General features: G+C 71.6%; 13 protein-coding genes. 8 read left to right on the top strand and 5 right to left on the bottom strand.

The genetic code is table 11. The features are described 5' to 3' along the window. Positions 1–74: 74 nt before the first annotated feature. Entirely contained in the window at positions 75–1,505 is a 1,431-nt protein-coding gene (locus tag ACFVTR_RS02985; RefSeq protein WP_387035372.1) for a glyceraldehyde-3-phosphate dehydrogenase, read from the bottom strand. Positions 1,506–1,799: 294 nt separating this feature from the next. On the opposite strand from ACFVTR_RS02985, the gene ACFVTR_RS02980 reads away from it, so the two are divergent. From ACFVTR_RS02980 to ACFVTR_RS02970, 3 genes are all read left to right on the top strand, one after another. After that, on the top strand, positions 1,800–2,876 hold the full coding sequence (locus ACFVTR_RS02980) for a VanZ family protein (RefSeq protein WP_387034597.1): 1,077 nt from the start codon (positions 1,800–1,802) through the stop codon (positions 2,874–2,876). 32 nt (positions 2,877–2,908) lie between these two features. Then, entirely contained in the window at positions 2,909–4,348 is a 1,440-nt protein-coding gene (locus tag ACFVTR_RS02975) for an aldehyde dehydrogenase family protein (RefSeq protein ID WP_387034595.1), read from the top strand. Positions 4,349–4,463: 115 nt separating this feature from the next. Continuing rightward, positions 4,464–5,051 (top strand): TetR/AcrR family transcriptional regulator, encoded by a 588-nt coding sequence (locus ACFVTR_RS02970; protein WP_387034593.1) that lies wholly within the window; start codon positions 4,464–4,466, stop codon positions 5,049–5,051. Positions 5,052–5,127: 76 nt separating this feature from the next. Here the strand turns inward: ACFVTR_RS02970 and ACFVTR_RS02965 are convergent, their stop codons facing one another. Then, positions 5,128–7,188, bottom strand: a complete 2,061-nt coding sequence (locus tag ACFVTR_RS02965) for a primary-amine oxidase (RefSeq protein WP_387034591.1) — start codon at positions 7,186–7,188, stop codon at positions 5,128–5,130. A 71-nt stretch (positions 7,189–7,259) separates the two neighbouring features. Between ACFVTR_RS02965 and ACFVTR_RS02960 the strand changes: the two genes are divergently transcribed. After that, on the top strand, positions 7,260–7,793 hold the full coding sequence (locus ACFVTR_RS02960; protein WP_387034589.1) for a hypothetical protein: 534 nt from the start codon (positions 7,260–7,262) through the stop codon (positions 7,791–7,793). A gap of 33 nt (positions 7,794–7,826) precedes the next feature. Here the strand turns inward: ACFVTR_RS02960 and ACFVTR_RS02955 are convergent, their stop codons facing one another. Continuing rightward, a complete protein-coding gene (locus tag ACFVTR_RS02955) occupies positions 7,827–9,356 on the bottom strand; it encodes an APC family permease (protein ID WP_387034587.1) in 1,530 nt (509 codons plus the stop codon). Between the two features lie 209 nt (positions 9,357–9,565). Between ACFVTR_RS02955 and ACFVTR_RS02950 the strand changes: the two genes are divergently transcribed. Beyond that, complete coding sequence (locus ACFVTR_RS02950; RefSeq protein WP_387034585.1) at positions 9,566–10,528, top strand: helix-turn-helix domain-containing protein; 963 nt, start codon at positions 9,566–9,568, stop codon at positions 10,526–10,528. Positions 10,529–10,547: 19 nt separating this feature from the next. On the opposite strand, the gene ACFVTR_RS02945 is transcribed toward ACFVTR_RS02950, so the two are convergent. Then, entirely contained in the window at positions 10,548–10,877 is a 330-nt protein-coding gene (locus tag ACFVTR_RS02945; protein WP_387034583.1) for a hypothetical protein, read from the bottom strand. Positions 10,878–10,992: 115 nt separating this feature from the next. Between ACFVTR_RS02945 and ACFVTR_RS02940 the strand changes: the two genes are divergently transcribed. The 3 genes from ACFVTR_RS02940 (at position 10,993) to ACFVTR_RS02930 (ending at position 15,420) form a co-directional block, all read left to right on the top strand. After that, the gene (locus ACFVTR_RS02940) at positions 10,993–12,198 is read left to right on the top strand and encodes a metallophosphoesterase family protein (RefSeq protein ID WP_387034581.1); all 1,206 of its coding nucleotides are present in this window, start codon (positions 10,993–10,995) and stop codon (positions 12,196–12,198) included. 92 nt (positions 12,199–12,290) lie between these two features. After that, positions 12,291–13,553 (top strand): acyl-CoA thioesterase/BAAT N-terminal domain-containing protein, encoded by a 1,263-nt coding sequence (locus tag ACFVTR_RS02935; RefSeq protein ID WP_387034579.1) that lies wholly within the window; start codon positions 12,291–12,293, stop codon positions 13,551–13,553. 187 nt (positions 13,554–13,740) lie between these two features. Then, positions 13,741–15,420, top strand: coding sequence for a thiamine pyrophosphate-binding protein (locus ACFVTR_RS02930; protein WP_387034577.1), 1,680 nt, complete (start codon positions 13,741–13,743; stop codon positions 15,418–15,420). A 20-nt stretch (positions 15,421–15,440) separates the two neighbouring features. Here ACFVTR_RS02930 and ACFVTR_RS02925 read toward each other — a convergent pair whose 3' ends face one another. Next, positions 15,441–16,322 carry an aldo/keto reductase gene (locus ACFVTR_RS02925; protein WP_387034575.1) on the bottom strand — a complete coding sequence of 294 codons (882 nt, stop codon included), beginning with the start codon at positions 16,320–16,322 and terminating at the stop codon, positions 15,441–15,443. Positions 16,323–16,536: the final 214 nt, after the last annotated feature.

Below are 16,536 nucleotides of genomic sequence, written 5' to 3'. Positions count from 1 at the left end.
GCTTGGTACGCGAACGACGGATGCCCCGTGCGCAGGCGTGCGCACGGGGCATCCGTCTCATTCTGGAGGCGAGGTCAGCCGACCGGCTCGGGCTCGCGCGCGAGCACGACGGGCTGGCGCTCGGGCAGCACGACGGGGTGGGTGCCCGCCATCGCCTCGATCACGCGCACGACCTGGCACGAGTAGCCGTACTCGTTGTCGTACCAGACGTAGAGCACGGCGTCGGTGCCGTCGGCGATGGTCGCGAGACCGTCGACGATGCCGGCGCGGTTCGAGCCGACGAAGTCGGTCGACACGACCTCGGGCGACTCGATGTAGTCGATCTGCTGGCGCAACGGCGAGGTGAGCGAGGTCTGGCGGAGGAACCGGTTGAGCTCGGCCTTCGTCGCGGGGCGCTCGAACTGCAGGTTCAAGATCGCGAGCGACACGTCGGGCGTGGGCACGCGGATGGCGGAGCCGGTGAGCTTGCCCTCGAGCGCGGGCAGCGCCTTCGACACGGCCTTCGCGGCGCCCGTCTCGGCGATGACCATGTTGAGCACGGCCGAACGGCCCCGACGGTCGCCCTTGTGGAAGTTGTCGATCAGGTTCTGGTCGTTCGTGAACGAGTGCACCGTCTCGACGTGACCGCGCACGACGCCGTAGGCGTCGTCGACGGCCTTCAGCACCGGGGTGATCGCGTTCGTCGTGCAGGACGCGGCCGAGAGGATGCGGTCGTCGGCCGTGATGTCGTCGGTGTTGATGCCGTGCACGATGTTCTTGATCGCGCCCTTGCCGGGTGCGGTGAGGAGCACGCGGGCGACGCCCTTCGACTGCAGGTGCTGGCTGAGGCCGGCCTCATCGCGCCAGCGGCCCGTGTTGTCGACGACGATCGCGTTGTCGATGCCGTACGCGGTGTAGTCGATCGTGGCGGGGTCGTCGGAGTAGATGACCTGGATCAGCGTGCCGTTCGCGAGGATCGTGTTCGCCTCCTCGTCGACCTCGATGGTGCCCGCGAACGGGCCGTGCACCGAGTCGCGGCGGAGGAGGCTCGCGCGCTTCACGAGGTCGTTCTCGGCGCCCTTGCGCACGACGACCGCACGCAGGCGCAGGCCCTGGCCGCCGCCCGTGTGCGCGATGAGGATGCGCGCGAGGAGACGCCCGATGCGGCCGAAGCCGTAGAGCACCACGTCGGTGCCCGACGCCTCGGGGGCGCCGGCCTCGGCGATGACCGGGGCGAGTTCGGCGCGCACGAAGTCGACGAGCTCGCGGGCGTCGCCCTCACCGACGGCGTCGGCGTAGCGGCTGACGATGCGGGCGACGTCGATCGAGGCCGGGCCCGGCGCGATCTCGCGGAGCACGTCGAGCACGCGCATGGTGTCGACGAGGTCGAGCTCGACGTCACCGGCCTGACGGGCGAAGCGGTGCGCCTTCAGCAGTTCGACCGCCGAGCGGTTGATGAGCCGTCTTCCGTGGATCGACGTCACCACCCCGTGGTCTCGGTACAGGCCGCCGATCAGCGGAATCATCCGCTCGGCGAGCTCTTCCTTGGCGATCCATTCGGCACGGCGGGCGTCGAACTCGTGGCTCACGTTCTTCCTTCTCGGCCGAGCGGACGTGGGCGTCGTCGACCAGGGTCGTGCGACCGCGTCTGCCGGTGGGCAGCGCTGGCCGCATTCTTTCCGGGGATGTCTCGATCATACCTAGACATTCATGCGCGGTTGCTGTACGTGACGTCGAACGGATGCAACGCGGCGCGACGGCGCGGCGACCGTCCGGCGACCGAGGGCGCCTCCGTAGACTGGGGTCACGTGGATCGCCTCATGCCCGGAGTCATCGCCGTCCTCGTCGGCGCCGTCGCCCTCACCGTCGTGTTCGTGCCCCTCGTGGCCCTGAGCTACCGGCGGCGCGGCGGGTTCTCGACGGCGAGGTTCCTCGGCTGGATCGCGCTCGGCTTCTACCTGCTCGGCCTCTGGGCGTACACCCTGCTGCCGCTGCCCGATTCCGACTACACGTGCTCGGGCGTCGTGCTCGACCCCTTCGCGGAGATCGCCGACATCGTGCGCCTGCAGGCGGAGGACGGCGGCTCGCTGCTGCGCAACGCCGCGTTCCAGCAGTTCGCGCTCAACATCGTGCTGTTCCTGCCGCTCGGCTTCTTCGTGCGCGCGCTGTTCGACCGCGGCATCGTCGTCGCGACGGCCGCCGGCGCGCTCGTCTCGCTCTCGATCGAGCTCACGCAGCTCACCGGCGTCTGGGGCGTCTACCCGTGCGCCTACCGACTGTTCGACACGGGCGACCTCATGACGAACACGATCGGCGCGGTGCTCGGCTCACTCGCGGCCCTGGCGCTCGTCAGGCGAGGCCGATCCTCCGACGAGCAGGATGCCGCGACCGGCGTCGTCTCGGCCGGCCGCCGCGTGCTGGCGATGACCGCCGACCTCCTCGTGCTCGGCGTGGGCTCCGTCGCGCTGTCGGTGCTCGCGAACGCCGCGTTCCTCCTGCTCCTCGGTCGTGAGGCCGTGCTCGAGGTCGCGGACGCGGTGTCGCTCGTCGCGACGCTGCTCGTCATCTCGGCGCAGGCGGTCTCCGTGCTCGCGGGCGGGGTCACCATCGGCGAGCGCGCGGTGCTCATCGGCGCCGCCGAGACCCGGCGCCCCCGTGCGCTCTGGCGAGTCGTGCGGTTCGCGGCGGGCATCGGCGGCTACGGGCTGCTGCAGCTCATGCCCGAGCCCTGGAGCCTCCTCGCGAGCGTGCTCGCGGTGGCGAGCCTCGTCGTCGCGTTCACGAGTCGCGGCCACCGGGGGCTCGCGCAGGCCGCGGCCGGGATGGACGCGTTCGCAAGCGCTCCGGGTCAAGCGCCCCGCGCGCGCAGACAACGCGGAACCCCCGCACGCTCCTAGCGTGGATGGTCACGACTCGACGTGGAGGAGCCATGACCATCGACACCCAGACCCCCGTCCTCGAGGAGGCGCACGCCGCGCTCCTCGCGGAGATCACCCCGGACGGCGGCGAACGCCGCGAGATCCTCGACCCTGCGACCGGAGACGTCGTCGGCCACGCCCCGGTGCACACGGTCGACGACCTCGACCGCGCCGTCGCGGCGGCGAAGGCCGCGCAGCCCGCGTGGGCCGCACTCGGGCACGAGCGCCGCAGCGAACTGCTCATGCAGGCCGCCGACGCGATCGACGCGAACGCCGAGGCGCTCGCCCACCTGCTCTCGCGCGAGCAGGGCAAGCCGCTGAACGGCCCGAACGCGCGCTTCGAGGTCGGCGGGGCATCCGGCTGGATGCGTGCCGCCGCCGCGACGCCGCTCGAGGCCGAGGTCGTGTTCGACGACGGCGCGACCCACGCGGAGCTCCACTACCGCCCCATCGGCGTGGTCGGGGCCATCGGCCCGTGGAACTGGCCGCAGATGATCACCGTGTGGCAGATCGCCCCGGCGCTGCGCATGGGCAACACCGTGGTGGTGAAGCCCTCGGAGTACACCCCGCTCAGCGTGCTCGCGCTCGTGCAGGTGATCAACACCGTGCTCCCCGAGGGCGTGCTGCACATCGTCAGCGGCGGCCGCGAGGTCGGCGCCGCGCTCTCCGCGCACCCCGAGATCGGGAAGGTGATGTTCACCGGCTCGACCGCCACCGGCAAGGCGATCATCCGCAGCTCGGCCGACACGGTCAAGCGCCTCACCCTCGAGCTCGGCGGCAACGACGCCGGCATCGTGCTGCCCGACGTCGACCCGAAGGCCATCGCGGAGGGGCTGTTCTGGGGCGCGTTCATCAACACGGGCCAGACCTGCGCCGCACTGAAGCGCCTCTACGTGCACGACGACGTCTACGACGACGTCGTCGCGGCGCTCGCCGAGGTCGCCGGCGCCATGCCGATGGGCGTCGGCATCGACGAGCAGAACGTGCTCGGGCCGCTGCAGAACAAGCAGCAGTTCGACATCGTCGACCGGCTCGTCGAGTCGGCGAAGGCGTCCGGCGCACGCGTCGTGCTCGGCGGCGAGCCCGACCGCGAGCAGCCGGGCTACTTCTACCCGACGACCCTGGTCGCCGACATCGACAACGACCACCCGCTGGTGGCGGAGGAGCAGTTCGGCCCGGCGCTCCCGATCATCCGGTACCGCGACGTCGACGAGGCGATCGAGATGGCCAACGGCGTCGACGTCGGCCTCGGCGCCTCCGTCTGGTCGTCCGACCGCGAGGCGGCCCGCGAGGTCGCGTCCCGCATCCAGTCGGGCACCGTCTGGATCAACGCCCACGGCGTGGTGCACCCGATGGTGCCGTTCGGCGGGGCGAAGCAGTCGGGCTACGGCCTCGAGTTCGGGGTCGAGGGGCTCAAGGCGCTCGCCGTGCCGCAGGTCGTCAACGGCTGAGGCGCGAACGCGACGGCGATGGCCGGGCGGGAGGAATCCCGCCCGGCCATCGCAGTGTCTGCCGCGGCCGCCGCGTATCGTGGAGCGAACGCACCGCCGTCACCCTGGAGGGTCAATGCCGAAGATCGTCGACCACGACGAACGTCGTCTCGCGATCGTGCACGCGACCTGGCGCCTCATCGCGGCGAAGGGGTTCCGTGCGACGACCATGCGCGAGATCGCGAAGGCGTCGGGCGTGGCCAACGGGGGCCTGTTCCCGTACTTCCGCAACAAGGAGGAACTGCTCGGCGCGACGTTCGAGCACGTCTTCGAGGCGACGAACGAGCGCTTCGCCGCCGTCCGCGCCGACGCCGAGGGTCTCGCGGCGCTGCGCGCGCTCATGCTGCAGATCTTCCCGATCGACGACGAACGGCTCCTCGAGGCGCGCATCGTGATCCCGTTCTGGGAGTACGCGGCCAACGAGCCCGAGCTGCTCGAGCTCCACGAGCGCACCATGCTGCGCTGGCGCGTCGAGATCACGGGGCACCTCGAGGCGGCGAAGCGACGGGGCGAGATCCGCGAGGACGTCGAGGTCGCACTCGTGACCGATCTCTTCATGGCGTTGCTCGACGGCGTGCAGGTGGTCGCGGTCGTGTCGCCCGGAACCTCCGGGCCCGAGCGGCTCACGCGCATGCTCGACGGCTACCTCGAGCTGCTGCGCTGATCCCGGCGGGCGACGGCGACGGGCGGCCGGACGTCGCCGACGCGACATCCGACCGCCCATGCCCTCGAGGCGTCGCTCAGTGCGCGTGCCCCGAGCAGGTGCACGAACCCGCGGCGCAGCCGCATCCGCCGTCGCCGCCGTGCGCGCCGTGCGCCGCGGCATCCGTGTGGCAGGCCATGCCCATCGACGCCGACGACGGCACGTCGAGCGCGGGGTTGCGGTCGAAGAAGCCGTAGGGCTTCAGCGTGAACTTGGCGTAGTCGACGGGCATGACCGGCCAGTCCTCGACGCGCGGGAAGTGCGTGGGGCCGAAGGTGTGCCAGAGCACGAAGTCCTCGCCGTCGATCGAGCGGTCGGCCGCGGTGTAGCGTGGCAGTCCGTCGCCGCCGGGGTTCTGGTTCACGAGGTCGCCGGCCGGGTACCGCTCGTCCTGCGCGTACCGCGTGACCCAGAGGTGGTTGCGGGTGAAGCCGGCGCGCTTGGCGATGACCGACTCGGGATCGGCCATGAGCGTCGGGAGCCCCTGCGCGAGCAGCTCGTACGCGACCGGCCGGCCCAGGCGGTTCTGCTTCTCGGTGTTGACGATGTGCCAGGCACGGCCGACCGCGAGGTCGGCGTCGCGCACGCCCTCCGACTCGGTGCGCAGGCGCGTCGTCTGCTTGGTGAACGCGTTGCCGTACTCGTTGCCCTCGCCCATCGGCAGGCGCACCGCGTCGACCTCGTCGACCGCGTTCGCGACGCCGTCGACCATCATGTCGAGTCGCGCGCTGAACAGGTGCTGGTGGTACGGCGCGCCGAGGCCGGGCGCGACCTCGCTCGCGTGGTCGCCGGCCTCGGGGTCGTACGCCGAGGTGAAGAGCACGCCGGTGAGCTTGGCCTCGCACTCGATGGTGCCGTCGAGGTAGAGGTACCAGTAGAAGCCGTAGTCGTAGTTGCCGACGGTCGTGAAGAAGCTGATGACGAGCCGGCGCTGGCGGCGCACCTCGTTCGAGCCCGTGTAGATGTCCGTGTGCTTCCAGAGGGTGCCGTAGTCCTCCTCGTGCATGCAGATCGCGTTCGGGATGACCCGGGGATTGCCGAGCTCGTCGGCGAGCGTGACGTCGAAGTAGTGGATCTCGCCGAGGCAGTCGCAGCCCAGCACGAGCGAGTTCGCGTAGCGGCCGAACACGTACTCGCCGGTGTCGAAGTAGTTCTGCCAGAAGCGCGCAGGAGACGGGTCGCCGTAGGGAACGACCATCTCGGCGATCGAGGCGCGGTAGACGATGTCGCGCTCGGCGCCGCCCTGGTCGGCGTCGACGAAGCGGATGCGCCGCAGCACGAGCCCTTCGCGGGCGTCGAACGCGAGCGAGAAGCGCCAGTTCGCCCACGACACCTCGTCGCCCTCGACGGTGAAGCTCGGGCCCTCGGGCTGGGTGATCGAGATGGGCTTCAGGGTGTCGAGCGGCGCGCCCTGCACCTCGGGGTCGTCGAAGTTGCCGCCCTCTGCGGGGATGGGGAAGACCTTGTGGTCGACGAGCTCGAACATGCGGCCCTCGACCATGTCGACGTAGGCGCAGAGGCCGTCGACCGGGTGCGCCCAGCAGTGGTCCTGCTCGTACTGCCGCATGAAGGCGAGCACGCGGATGACGCGGCGCCCCCGCTCGTTCTCGAAGCCGTACTGGCCCGCCGAGAGCGGCGCGAGCGCGACCTGCTCGTGCGTGATGCCGCGCTTGGCGAGCGCGGCATGCCACTCGTCCTCGCGACCGAGCAGGTCGTAGATCGCCTCGAACTCGACGTCGAGGATCGGCACCTGGCCGTTCGCCCCGTCGATCTCGTCGACGCGGACGACCTCGCGGGCGGTGAGCGAGACGCGTGCGTCGTGCGAGGCGCCGGTGGCCTGGTCGAGCAGCAGCGCACGGATGACGCGGGGCAGGTCGATCCCCGCGAGGACTTCCGCCTTCGCGGGCTCGTCGACCCCGACGTACACGAACCGGGTGGTCTCGCGCACGAGCCCGGCTGCGGCGAGGATCTCGCGCGTCGCGACGATCTCGTCGGCGGCGAGGCCGCGCAGCGGGTCGGCGTCGCGCAGCGGCGACGGGAGGGTGTCGATGGGTGACGGGCTCGCGTGGTGCGAGTGCTGGGCCGACGTCGTTGTCATGCTGGAACCTCGTTTTCTCTACGAATGTTGAGATACATTAGCCTGCATCCACGAGACAGGGAAGTCCCGAGATGAACGAATTCGCCCACGGCGCGATGCTCGTCGGCGCGCTCACCGGTGCGGGGTGCGCCGTGACGACGCGCCGCGCGGCGCTCGACCTCGCGGCCTCCGCCGTGATGCTCCTCGCCATGTGCGACATGGCGTTCACCCGCCTGGCTCCCCCGTTGGCCTGGACGATCGCGCTCGTCGGCATCGGACTCGCGCTCGGGGCGCGCATGCGCGCCGAACGCGCCGCGCACCGGCCGCGGATCCCCGCGCCGGGACACCCGCGCCTGCTGCACCGGGCGCTGACGTTCATCGTCGGCGGATGGGCGTTCGCGGTGCCCGCGGCCGCCGACGCCGCCTCCTCGGCCCACGCGCACGGCAGCGGCAGTGTCGCCTTCGCCCTGGCCGCGCTCGCGATGACCGTGTTCGGCGGATGCCTCGTGGTCCGAGAGCTGCGCACCGACGACGCACGCCGCCTCCGCCACGCGGCCGAGGCGGCGAGCACGTCACTCATGCTCGCCGCCATGGCCGCTCCGGGCGCCGTCGCGGCGCTCGCCTGAGGGAGCGACCGACACGACGGCGCCACGTGCGCCTCAGATCCCGCGGTGCGGTTCCGACCCGTGCACGGCGGCCTCCGCCTCGTCGACCCCGTGACCGATGCACTGGTACAGCGCGGGATCGCGACGGCGCAGCGCGAACGCCCACACGACGCCGAGGATGCCGGGGACGATGAGCAGGGCCGGCAGCACGAAGGTCGCCGGCGTGGTCTCGGCCTGGCCGAGCAGCACGTCGAAGTTCGCGACGATGAGCACGAACACGGTGAACAGCACGACCGCGGCGATCGAGGGCGCCACGACGGCCGCCCACGTGCTCACGCCACGGCGATCACGGCGGAAGAAGCCGATGACCGAGATCGCGACGATGCCCATGAGCAGCACGAGCCCCATCGCCCCCGTGTTGGTGAGCCACGTGAACATCGTGAGCACCGGGTAGAGGAAATCGACCGGCGCGAAGTCGTTCTTCAGCCCCATGCCCTCGCCCGCGACGACGAACCCGAGCGTCACGACGATCGCGATGACGCTCTGCACGACCGACCCCGCCCACGGCGCGCGGGAGACCTGACGGACCGCGCCGAGCCCGCGATGCAGGACGCCCTCGCGACCGAGCGAGTAGAGGTAGCGCGCGACCGCGTTGTGGAACGACTGCAGGGCCGCGAACAGGCTCGTCAGGAACAGCACCTGCATGATGTCGCTGATGATGACGGGGGCGTGCTCGCCCATGAAGACGAACATCAGGTCGGGCCCGAAGGTCGCCGAGGCCTCGACGATCTGCGAGGGCCCGACGCCCACCGTGAACGCCCACGCGCTGAACGCGTAGAACACGCCGATGATCGCGACGGCGGCGTAGGTCGCGCGGGCGACCGTGCGCTTCGGGTTCTTCGCCTCCTCGCCGTAGATGGCGGCCGACTCGAAGCCCATGAAGGCCGCGATGCAGAACGAGAGCACGGCGCCGATGCCGGGCACGAAGAGGCTCGACGGCTCGAGCGCGGCGGTGCTCACGCCCTCGGGTGCCACGGCGAGCGCGACGAGGTCGAACACGAGCACCGCGACGAACTCGAGGGCGACGAGCGTGCCGAGCACCTTCGCCGACAGGTCGACCCGGTTCACGCCGAGGATGCCGACGACGATGATGCAGACGAAGATCCAGAGCCACCACGGCGTGGCGATGCCGAGCTTGGCCTCGAGGAACATCGAGAGCTGGAATCCGAAGAGTCCGTAGATGCCGATCTGCATCGCGTTGTAGGCGACGAGCGAGGCGCCGACGCCGAACGGCCTGCCGAGGCCCTGCGCGATGTACGCGTAGAACGCGCCGGCGTTCGTGACGAACCGGCTCATGGCCGCGTACCCGACGGCGAAGACGGCGAGCGCGGCGGCGAGCAGGAGGAACGCGAGGGGCACGCCGATGACCCCGGTCACGGCGAAGGTGCTGGTGACCCCGCCGGCGACGACGGTGAGCGGCGCGGACGCCGCGATGATCATGAGGGTGATGGAGGGCACGCCGAGGCGGCGTCGACCGAGCTCACCGCTGGTCGTCGTCGGCGACGTTGTCGACGTTGAGGTCATGGCAGAGGTCCTTCGTCCGGGTGCGCGAGACCCCGACGGCCTCGCACGATGCCCGTCATCATCGCCCCTCTCCCGCCATGGCGGGTTGTCGCTGCGTGAACGGCGCTTGCCCTCCGGTGCACGTCCCACTGTCGGTCTTCGCACTACGTGCGTAGAATAACCGCACCCGTGCCGGACGACGACGTCCGGAGAGAGACTGAGGTGACCCCGTGGAGCACTCGCTCGGCACATCCCCCGCCGCCGACACCGCCGCGCCACTCGACTTCGCGCAGTTCGCCGGCCTCGTGTCGCGATCGTTCGTGCCGCTGCGCGTGCACCCCGAGCGACCCGACTCCTTCCGCGGCGGGCTCCGCACGGCGTCATCCGACGAGGTGCACCTCTCGGTCGTGACCGCCGACGCGCACGAGATCCGGCGGACGCCCGAGCTGGTGGCCGGCAAGGAGGCGCGGTTCTTCAAGCTCGGCCTGCAGCTCTCGGGCAGCGGGCTGCTCATCCAGGACGGCCGCGAGGCGCTCGTGCGCCCCGGCGACCTGGCCATCTACGACACGAACACCCCGTACTCGCTGGTCTTCGAGGAGCGCTTCACGACGGCGGTGCTCATGGTGCCGCACCGGCTGATCGAGCTGCCCACGGAGGCGGTGCGCGGCATGACCGCGACGACCCTCTCGGGCGACGAGGGCCTCGCGCGCGTGGTCTCGGGGTTCCTCGGCGGTCTCGCCGGACAGCTCGACCAGCTCGACGGGCCGGTCGGCGCGAGGCTCGCGCGCAACGCCGTCGACCTGGTGACGACGATGTACGCGCAGCAGCTCGACCTCGCGCGAGACGCCGACAAGCCGCACCGGCCGATGCTGCGGCGCGTCCAGGCGTACATCGACGAGCATCTCGGCTCGCCCGAGCTCAACCCCACGAGCATCGCCGCCGCCCATTTCATCTCGACGCGGCACCTGCACGCCGTCTTCCACGAGGAGGGCCTGACCGTCTCCAGCTGGATCCGCGCCTGCCGCCTCGATCGATGCCGTCGCGAGCTGGTCGACCCGCTGTCGGCGCATCGCCCGGTCGCGCAGATCGCGGCGCGGTGGGGGTTCCGCGACGCCGCGCACTTCAGCCGTGCGTTCCGCGCCGAGTTCGGCGAGGCGCCGACGGGCGCCAGGGCACGGGCGATCGCCGCCTGACGGCGACCGCACCGCCTCGTCAGCCGGCGTGCGGCTCGTCGCCGCGGCCGATGGCCACGTCGTCGACGTACGAGATCTCCTTGGCGGCGATGCGCTCGGGGATGCCGTCGAACGCCGCCGCACGCTCGGGCGACACGACGTACGCGGCCTCGACGCGCTCGAACTCGGCCCGGTCTCCGGGCACGCTGACCGCCCACACGAATTCGCTCGCCGCGGGCACGCCGTAGGCGAACTCGACCTCGAAGCCGGTCGCGCGCCGCACCGAGGGCATCCGCTCCTCGAACCACGAGACGAACGCCTCGTACTCGCCCGGGACGATCTGGTAGCGGCGCAGCTGCACGGTCTTCATGCGTCCATCATGCCGTGGCGGAGTGGGGCGAACGTTCACCCGCTGGTCGCGCCCGGGTCATCCGGCCGCCCTACCGTCGCACCGGCGACCGTCGCCGACGATGAGGAGACCAGACATGCCCGACCGACTTCCCGTGAGCCGCCGCGCCGTGATCACCGCCGGAGCGCTCGGCGCCGTCGGCGCCGCGCTGCCCGTCGGCGCCGCGAACGCGGCACCCGCCGACCCGCGCCGCTCCCCCGCGGGCAGCCCGCGCGCGAACGGCCCGAAGCTGCGCTTCCACGGCGACGGCACCTTCAAGGTGGTGCAGTTCAACGACACCCAGGACGACGAGCTCACCGACCGCCGCACCGTCGAGCTGATCGAGAAGACGCTCGACCAGGAGCAGCCCGACTTCGTGCTCATCAACGGCGACGTCATCACGGGCGGCTGCGAGACCCGGCTCGCCGTGAAGCAGGCCATCAACAACGTCGTCTGGCCGATGGAGAGCCGGAAGATCCCGTGGGCGGTCACCTACGGCAACCACGACGAGGACTCGCTGCCGCAGTCGGGCGTCGACGAGGCCGGGATGCTCGAGTTCTACCGCTCGTACGACTACAACATGAACGCGGCGAACATCGCCGGCGTCACCGGCACGGGCAACACCATCGTGCCGGTCGCCTCCTCGGCGAAGAAGAACCGCGACGCCTTCGCGCTGTGGCTGCTCGACTCGGGCCGCTACGCGCCGGGCTCGATCAACGGCCAGGACTTCGCGGGCTACCCGACCTGGGACTGGCTGCGCATGGACCAGGTCGCCTGGTACCGCGAGGAGTCGCAGCAGCTTGAGAAGAAGCTCGGGCGGAAGCTCCCGGGCCTCATGTTCATCCACATCGCGCTGTGGGAGCACCGCTTCATGTGGTGGGGCGGCGTCGACACCCGCACCGCGGCCGACGCCGCGCGCGGCAAGGCCCGCCACGGCATCGTCGGCGAGCGCAACGAGGACGAGTGCCCCGGCCCCATCAACTCGGGCATGTACAACGCGATCCTCGAGCGCGGCGACGTCAAGGGCGTCTTCGTCGGGCACGACCACGTGAACGACTACGTCGGCGACTACTACGGCGTGCTGCTCGGCTACGCGCCCGGCACGGGCTTCGGCGCCTACGGGCTGCCCGGTGCCGCCCGCAACCGCATGCGCGGCGGCCGCGTGTTCGAGCTCACCGAGGCCGGCGACGACGTGAACGTCGCGACCCGCGTGGTCTACGCCCGCGACCTCGGCATCGACCTCACGGCGAACGACCAGCCGATGGAGCCGACGCCCCTCGCCCCGAAGCAGGAGCGGATCTGAGGCGGATCCCGAGCTGATCGGATCGGACGGGGCTCGCGCAGCGGGCCCCGTCCTCGCTTGACCGGCCACCCGTGGTGCGGTCAGAATCAGCCATGCGCTGCTCGGGAGCACGGCCGGCTGCCATCGCCGTCGGACTCGCCGGCGCGGTGATCGCGAGCCTCGTGGGCTGCGCGCCGCAGGCCGGCCCGTCGGGCGAACCCGACGCCGTCATCCTCGTCGAGGAGCGGGCCGCGCCGTTCCGACCGCTCGACCTCCGGCTGAGCGGCCTCGAGCCGAACAGCACGGTGACGCTCTCGGCCGCAGCGAGCATCGACTGGATCATGCATCGCTCGGAGGCGGACCTCGTCGCGGACGATCACGGCGAGATCGACCTCGCCGAGACCGCCCCCGTCGACGGCGACTGGTCGATCGCCGACCCGATGGCCCCGTTCTGGGCGCTCGCGCCCGAGGGCAGCGGCGTTCCGAGCTTCGGCTCGCTCGGCGAGCCGTACGAGGTCGAGCTGACGCTCAGCTCGGCAGACGGCGAGGAGCTCGCGGGCACGGTGGTCACCCGCGGCACGCAGTTCGAGGGGCTGTCGATCGAGCCCGTCGACGACGACGGACTCGTCGGCGAGTTCGCGGCACCCGCTGCAGCAGGGGCTCCCGGTGCGGAGCCGCGCCCTGCCGCCCTCGTGATCTCGGGCAGCGAAGGCGGCATCGCGGGTGCCCGCCTCGTCGCCCGTCAGCTCGCCGGAGCCGGCTACCCCGCACTCGCCGTGAGCTACTTCGGTTCGCCCGGTCAACCGACGTCGCTCGCCGAGATCCCGCTCGAGCCGTTCCTCACGGCGGTCGAGTGGCTCCGGGCCCGCCCCGAGGTCGACCCCGAACGCGTGACCCCGTTCGGGATCTCCCGCGGCGGCGAGGTCGCCCTCTGGCTCGCCGCCGTCCATCCCGATCTCGTTCGCGGCGCGATCGCACCGGTCGGCGCGGGTGAGCTCTGGTGCGGGTATCCCGAGTGGAGGCGTTCGGCCTGGACGCTCGCGGGAGCCCCGACGCCCTGCACGATCGACCCGGCGGACCCCGTCCCCGCCTCGCTCCTCGACCTCGAGAACGTCGACGGACCGCTCGTGCTCGCCTGCGGCACCGCCGACGCGCTGTGGGACTCGTGCCGGCTGATGGATCGCACCCGGGACCGCGCCACGTCCGCCGGGCTCGACGTGACCGCGATCACCGGCGACGGCGCCTCGCACTTCATCGCGGCCGATCCCACCCAGCCGGCATTCGCCGGGACGGATGCGGCCTCCGACGCTGCTGCTCGCGCGGAGTTCTGGAGCGCCGCCATCCGGGCGCTCGGCCCGCCGACCGCCGGCGGCTGAGCCGTCGACACCTGACGACGCGCAGCCCACCCGGCTGCCGCCCTCGTCGTATACTCGACCTCGTCCAGGCGTACGGCGATCATCGATCGGCACGGCGCCGGTGCTCGAAAAATGGGCACGAAGCGGGCCCCTGCCGCGAGACACATACGGAATCACCTCATCCGTCATCGTCTCGAAAGGCTTCGCCATGCCCGCACCCTCGAACACCACCGTCGCCGCGCACGTCGCGCGCACCCTCGCCGCCCACGTCGACCACGTCTTCGGCGTGATGGGCAACGGCAACGCCTACTTCCTCGACGCGCTCGAACGCGAGACGGATGCCGCGTTCACGGCCGTGCGGCACGAGGCGGGCGGCGTCGTGGCCGCCGACGCGCACTATCGCGCCTCGAAGCGGCTCGCCGCGGCGACCTCGACCTACGGGGCGGGGTTCACGAACACCCTCACCTCCCTCGCCGAGGCGGCCCAGGCCCGCGTGCCGCTCGTGCTCGTCGTCGGCGACGAGCCCACCTCGGGCCGCCGCCCGTGGGACGTCGACCAGATCGCCCTCGCCTCGGCCGTCGGCGCGCGCACCTACACGGTCGGGCGCACGGATGCCCCGGCCACCACGGTCATCGCGATCGAGCACGCGCTGAGCTACCGCGTGCCGGTGGTGCTCGCCCTCCCCTACGACGTCGCCGCGGCCGAGGCCGGGCCGTTCGTCGCGGCGCCCGCGCCGCGGGTTCCGGCCCCGCTCACCCCGGCGGGCGAGTTCGCGACCGGCGTGATCGGCGAGCTCGCCGACGCGCTCGCGGCCGCCGAGCGCCCGTTCCTCCTCGCGGGCCGCGGTGCGTGGCTCGCCGACGCGGGCGAGGTGCTCGGCGAGCTCGCCGCAGCGACCGGGGCGATCACCGCGTCGACGGCGCTCGGCCGCGGCGTGTTCCCCGAGACTCGCTTCGACCTCGGCGTCACCGGCGGATTCGGCGCCGAGGGCGCGATGGGGCTCGTGCGCGAGGCCGATGTGGCCGTCGTGTTCGGCGCATCGCTCAACCAGTTCACGATGCGCTTCGGCGAGCTCTTCGCGCCAGGCACCCGGGTGTTCCAGGTCGACGTCGCGCAGTCGGCGACGCACCCGCACGTCGGCGGCTACGTCCGCGCCGACGCCGCCGTCGCCGCCCGCGTCCTCGTCGACGAGCTCCGGATGACCGGGGCGACCCCCTCTGGATGGCGCGAGCGCGTCGACGTGGCTTCCCTGCGCGCCTACCCGGCCCCCGAGCGGGCCGACGGGCTCGCCGACGACGGCCGTCTCGACCCGCGCGCCGTCGCGCTGCGCGTCGCCGAGTTGCTGCCCGAAGACCGCGTCGTCGTCTCGGACGGCGGCCACTTCATCGGCTGGGCGAACATGTACTGGCCGGTCGCCTCGCCCGACCGCATGATGATGGTCGGCACGGCGTTCCAGTCGATCGGCCAGGGCTTCCCGAGCGTCGCCGGCGCCGCCGCGGCGAAGCCCGGCGCGACGATCGTGCTGACGAGCGGCGACGGCGGCGGCCTGATGGCCCTCGCCGACCTCGAGACCGCGGTGCGCACGGCCGGCGGACGCGGCGTCGCCGTGATCTGGAACGACGCCGCATACGGCGCCGAGGTGAACCTCTACGGCCTGAAGGGCCTCGCCGAGGGGCCGATGCTCATCCCCGAGGCCGACTTCGCGGCGGCCGCCGCGGCGTTCGGCGCCGAGGGCGTCGTCGTCCGCGAGCTCGCCGACCTCGACGCGCTCGCGGCGTGGGCCGCGCGGCACGTCGACGAGCGCCGTTTCCTCCTGCTCGACTGCCGCATCTCGGGCACGGTGATCGCGCCGTACCAGGAGGAGATCATCCGGGTGAACTCCCGCTGAGTCGATCGGCGGACGAGGTCTCAGTTCTCGGGGATCTCCCGGCTGAACTTCTCGAGCGTGACCTCGGCCGGGTCGGGGCCGCCCCGGACTCCGGTGTCGAGTCCGTCGATGGCCGCGAGCTCATCGTCCACGAGTTCGAAGTCGACGACGTCGAAGTTCTCCGCGATGCGATCGGGTCGGACGGACTTCGGGATGGCGGAGCGGCCCTGCTGCAGGTGCCAGCGGAGCATGACCTGCGCGGCCGTCTTCCCGTGCTGCTCGGCGATCCCGACGATGACCGGGTCGGTGAAGGTGCTCCGCGTCTCGTCGCCGCGGTACGCGGTGATGCCGCCGATGGGCGACCACGCCTGCGTGAGGATGCCGTGCGCGGCGTTCGCGGATCGGAGGGTGGACTGCGTGAAGTACGGGTGCACTTCGATCTGGTTGACCGCCGGGATCACCTCCGCCCGTTCGAGCAACGCTGCGAGGTGATCCGGCATGAAGTTGCTGACACCGATCGCCCGCACCCGGCCATCGGTGAGCAGCTGCTCGAGCGCTCGGTACGCACCCGTCGTGCGGTCGAATGCGGTCGGCAGCGGCTGGTGCAGGATGAACAGGTCGATGACCTCCAGCCCGAGCTTGCGGGTGCTCTTGTCGAACGCATGCAGTGTCTCGTCGTACCCGTAGTCGTCGATCCAGACCTTCGTCTCGACGAAGAGGTCCTCACGCGGAACCCCCGACGCCCGGATCGCCTCACCGACGCCGCGCTCGTTGCCGTATGACGCAGCGGTGTCGATGAGCCGGTAGCCGGTCCGCAGTGCGGTCTCGACCGCCTGCGCGGTGGCCTCCGGTGGGGTCTGGAACACGCCGAATCCGAGGGCGGGCATGACGACGCCGTTGTTCAGGCGGATCGTGGGATGCATCTGGTTCTCCTTCATCGTTCAGGGCAGCCGCTCGACGGCTGGGCCGAGCCGTGCGGGCGCTTCCGGCTGCGACGGGTCCTCGCACCGGCGCTGCCGGTCCCGCTCGATCGCGATTCGCATCGGCAGGGGCGCAAGACTGCTGAATGCTCGTTCCAGCACCGCCCGCACGGTCGCGCTCCGATGCCCGGCTGGCACCGGCGTGTCGGGATGAGTC

The sequence above is a fragment of the Agromyces sp. NPDC058126 genome (assembly GCF_042884595.1).
Classification (GTDB): Bacteria; Actinomycetota; Actinomycetes; order Actinomycetales; family Microbacteriaceae; genus Agromyces.
This window is presented reverse-complemented; position numbering and strand designations above follow the sequence as displayed.

Coding starts and splice junctions, on each gene's coding strand:
- ACFVTR_RS02985 (WP_387035372.1), bottom strand. CDS start 1,505: ATGATTCCGCTGATCGGCGGCCTGTACCGAGACCACGGGGTGGTGACG.
- ACFVTR_RS02980 (WP_387034597.1), top strand. CDS start 1,800: ATGCCCGGAGTCATCGCCGTCCTCGTCGGCGCCGTCGCCCTCACCGTC.
- ACFVTR_RS02975 (WP_387034595.1), top strand. CDS start 2,909: ATGACCATCGACACCCAGACCCCCGTCCTCGAGGAGGCGCACGCCGCG.
- ACFVTR_RS02970 (WP_387034593.1), top strand. CDS start 4,464: ATGCCGAAGATCGTCGACCACGACGAACGTCGTCTCGCGATCGTGCAC.
- ACFVTR_RS02965 (WP_387034591.1), bottom strand. CDS start 7,188: ATGACAACGACGTCGGCCCAGCACTCGCACCACGCGAGCCCGTCACCC.
- ACFVTR_RS02960 (WP_387034589.1), top strand. CDS start 7,260: ATGAACGAATTCGCCCACGGCGCGATGCTCGTCGGCGCGCTCACCGGT.
- ACFVTR_RS02955 (WP_387034587.1), bottom strand. CDS start 9,356: ATGACCTCAACGTCGACAACGTCGCCGACGACGACCAGCGGTGAGCTC.
- ACFVTR_RS02945 (WP_387034583.1), bottom strand. CDS start 10,877: ATGAAGACCGTGCAGCTGCGCCGCTACCAGATCGTCCCGGGCGAGTAC.
- ACFVTR_RS02940 (WP_387034581.1), top strand. CDS start 10,993: ATGCCCGACCGACTTCCCGTGAGCCGCCGCGCCGTGATCACCGCCGGA.
- ACFVTR_RS02935 (WP_387034579.1), top strand. CDS start 12,291: ATGCGCTGCTCGGGAGCACGGCCGGCTGCCATCGCCGTCGGACTCGCC.
- ACFVTR_RS02930 (WP_387034577.1), top strand. CDS start 13,741: ATGCCCGCACCCTCGAACACCACCGTCGCCGCGCACGTCGCGCGCACC.
- ACFVTR_RS02925 (WP_387034575.1), bottom strand. CDS start 16,322: ATGCATCCCACGATCCGCCTGAACAACGGCGTCGTCATGCCCGCCCTC.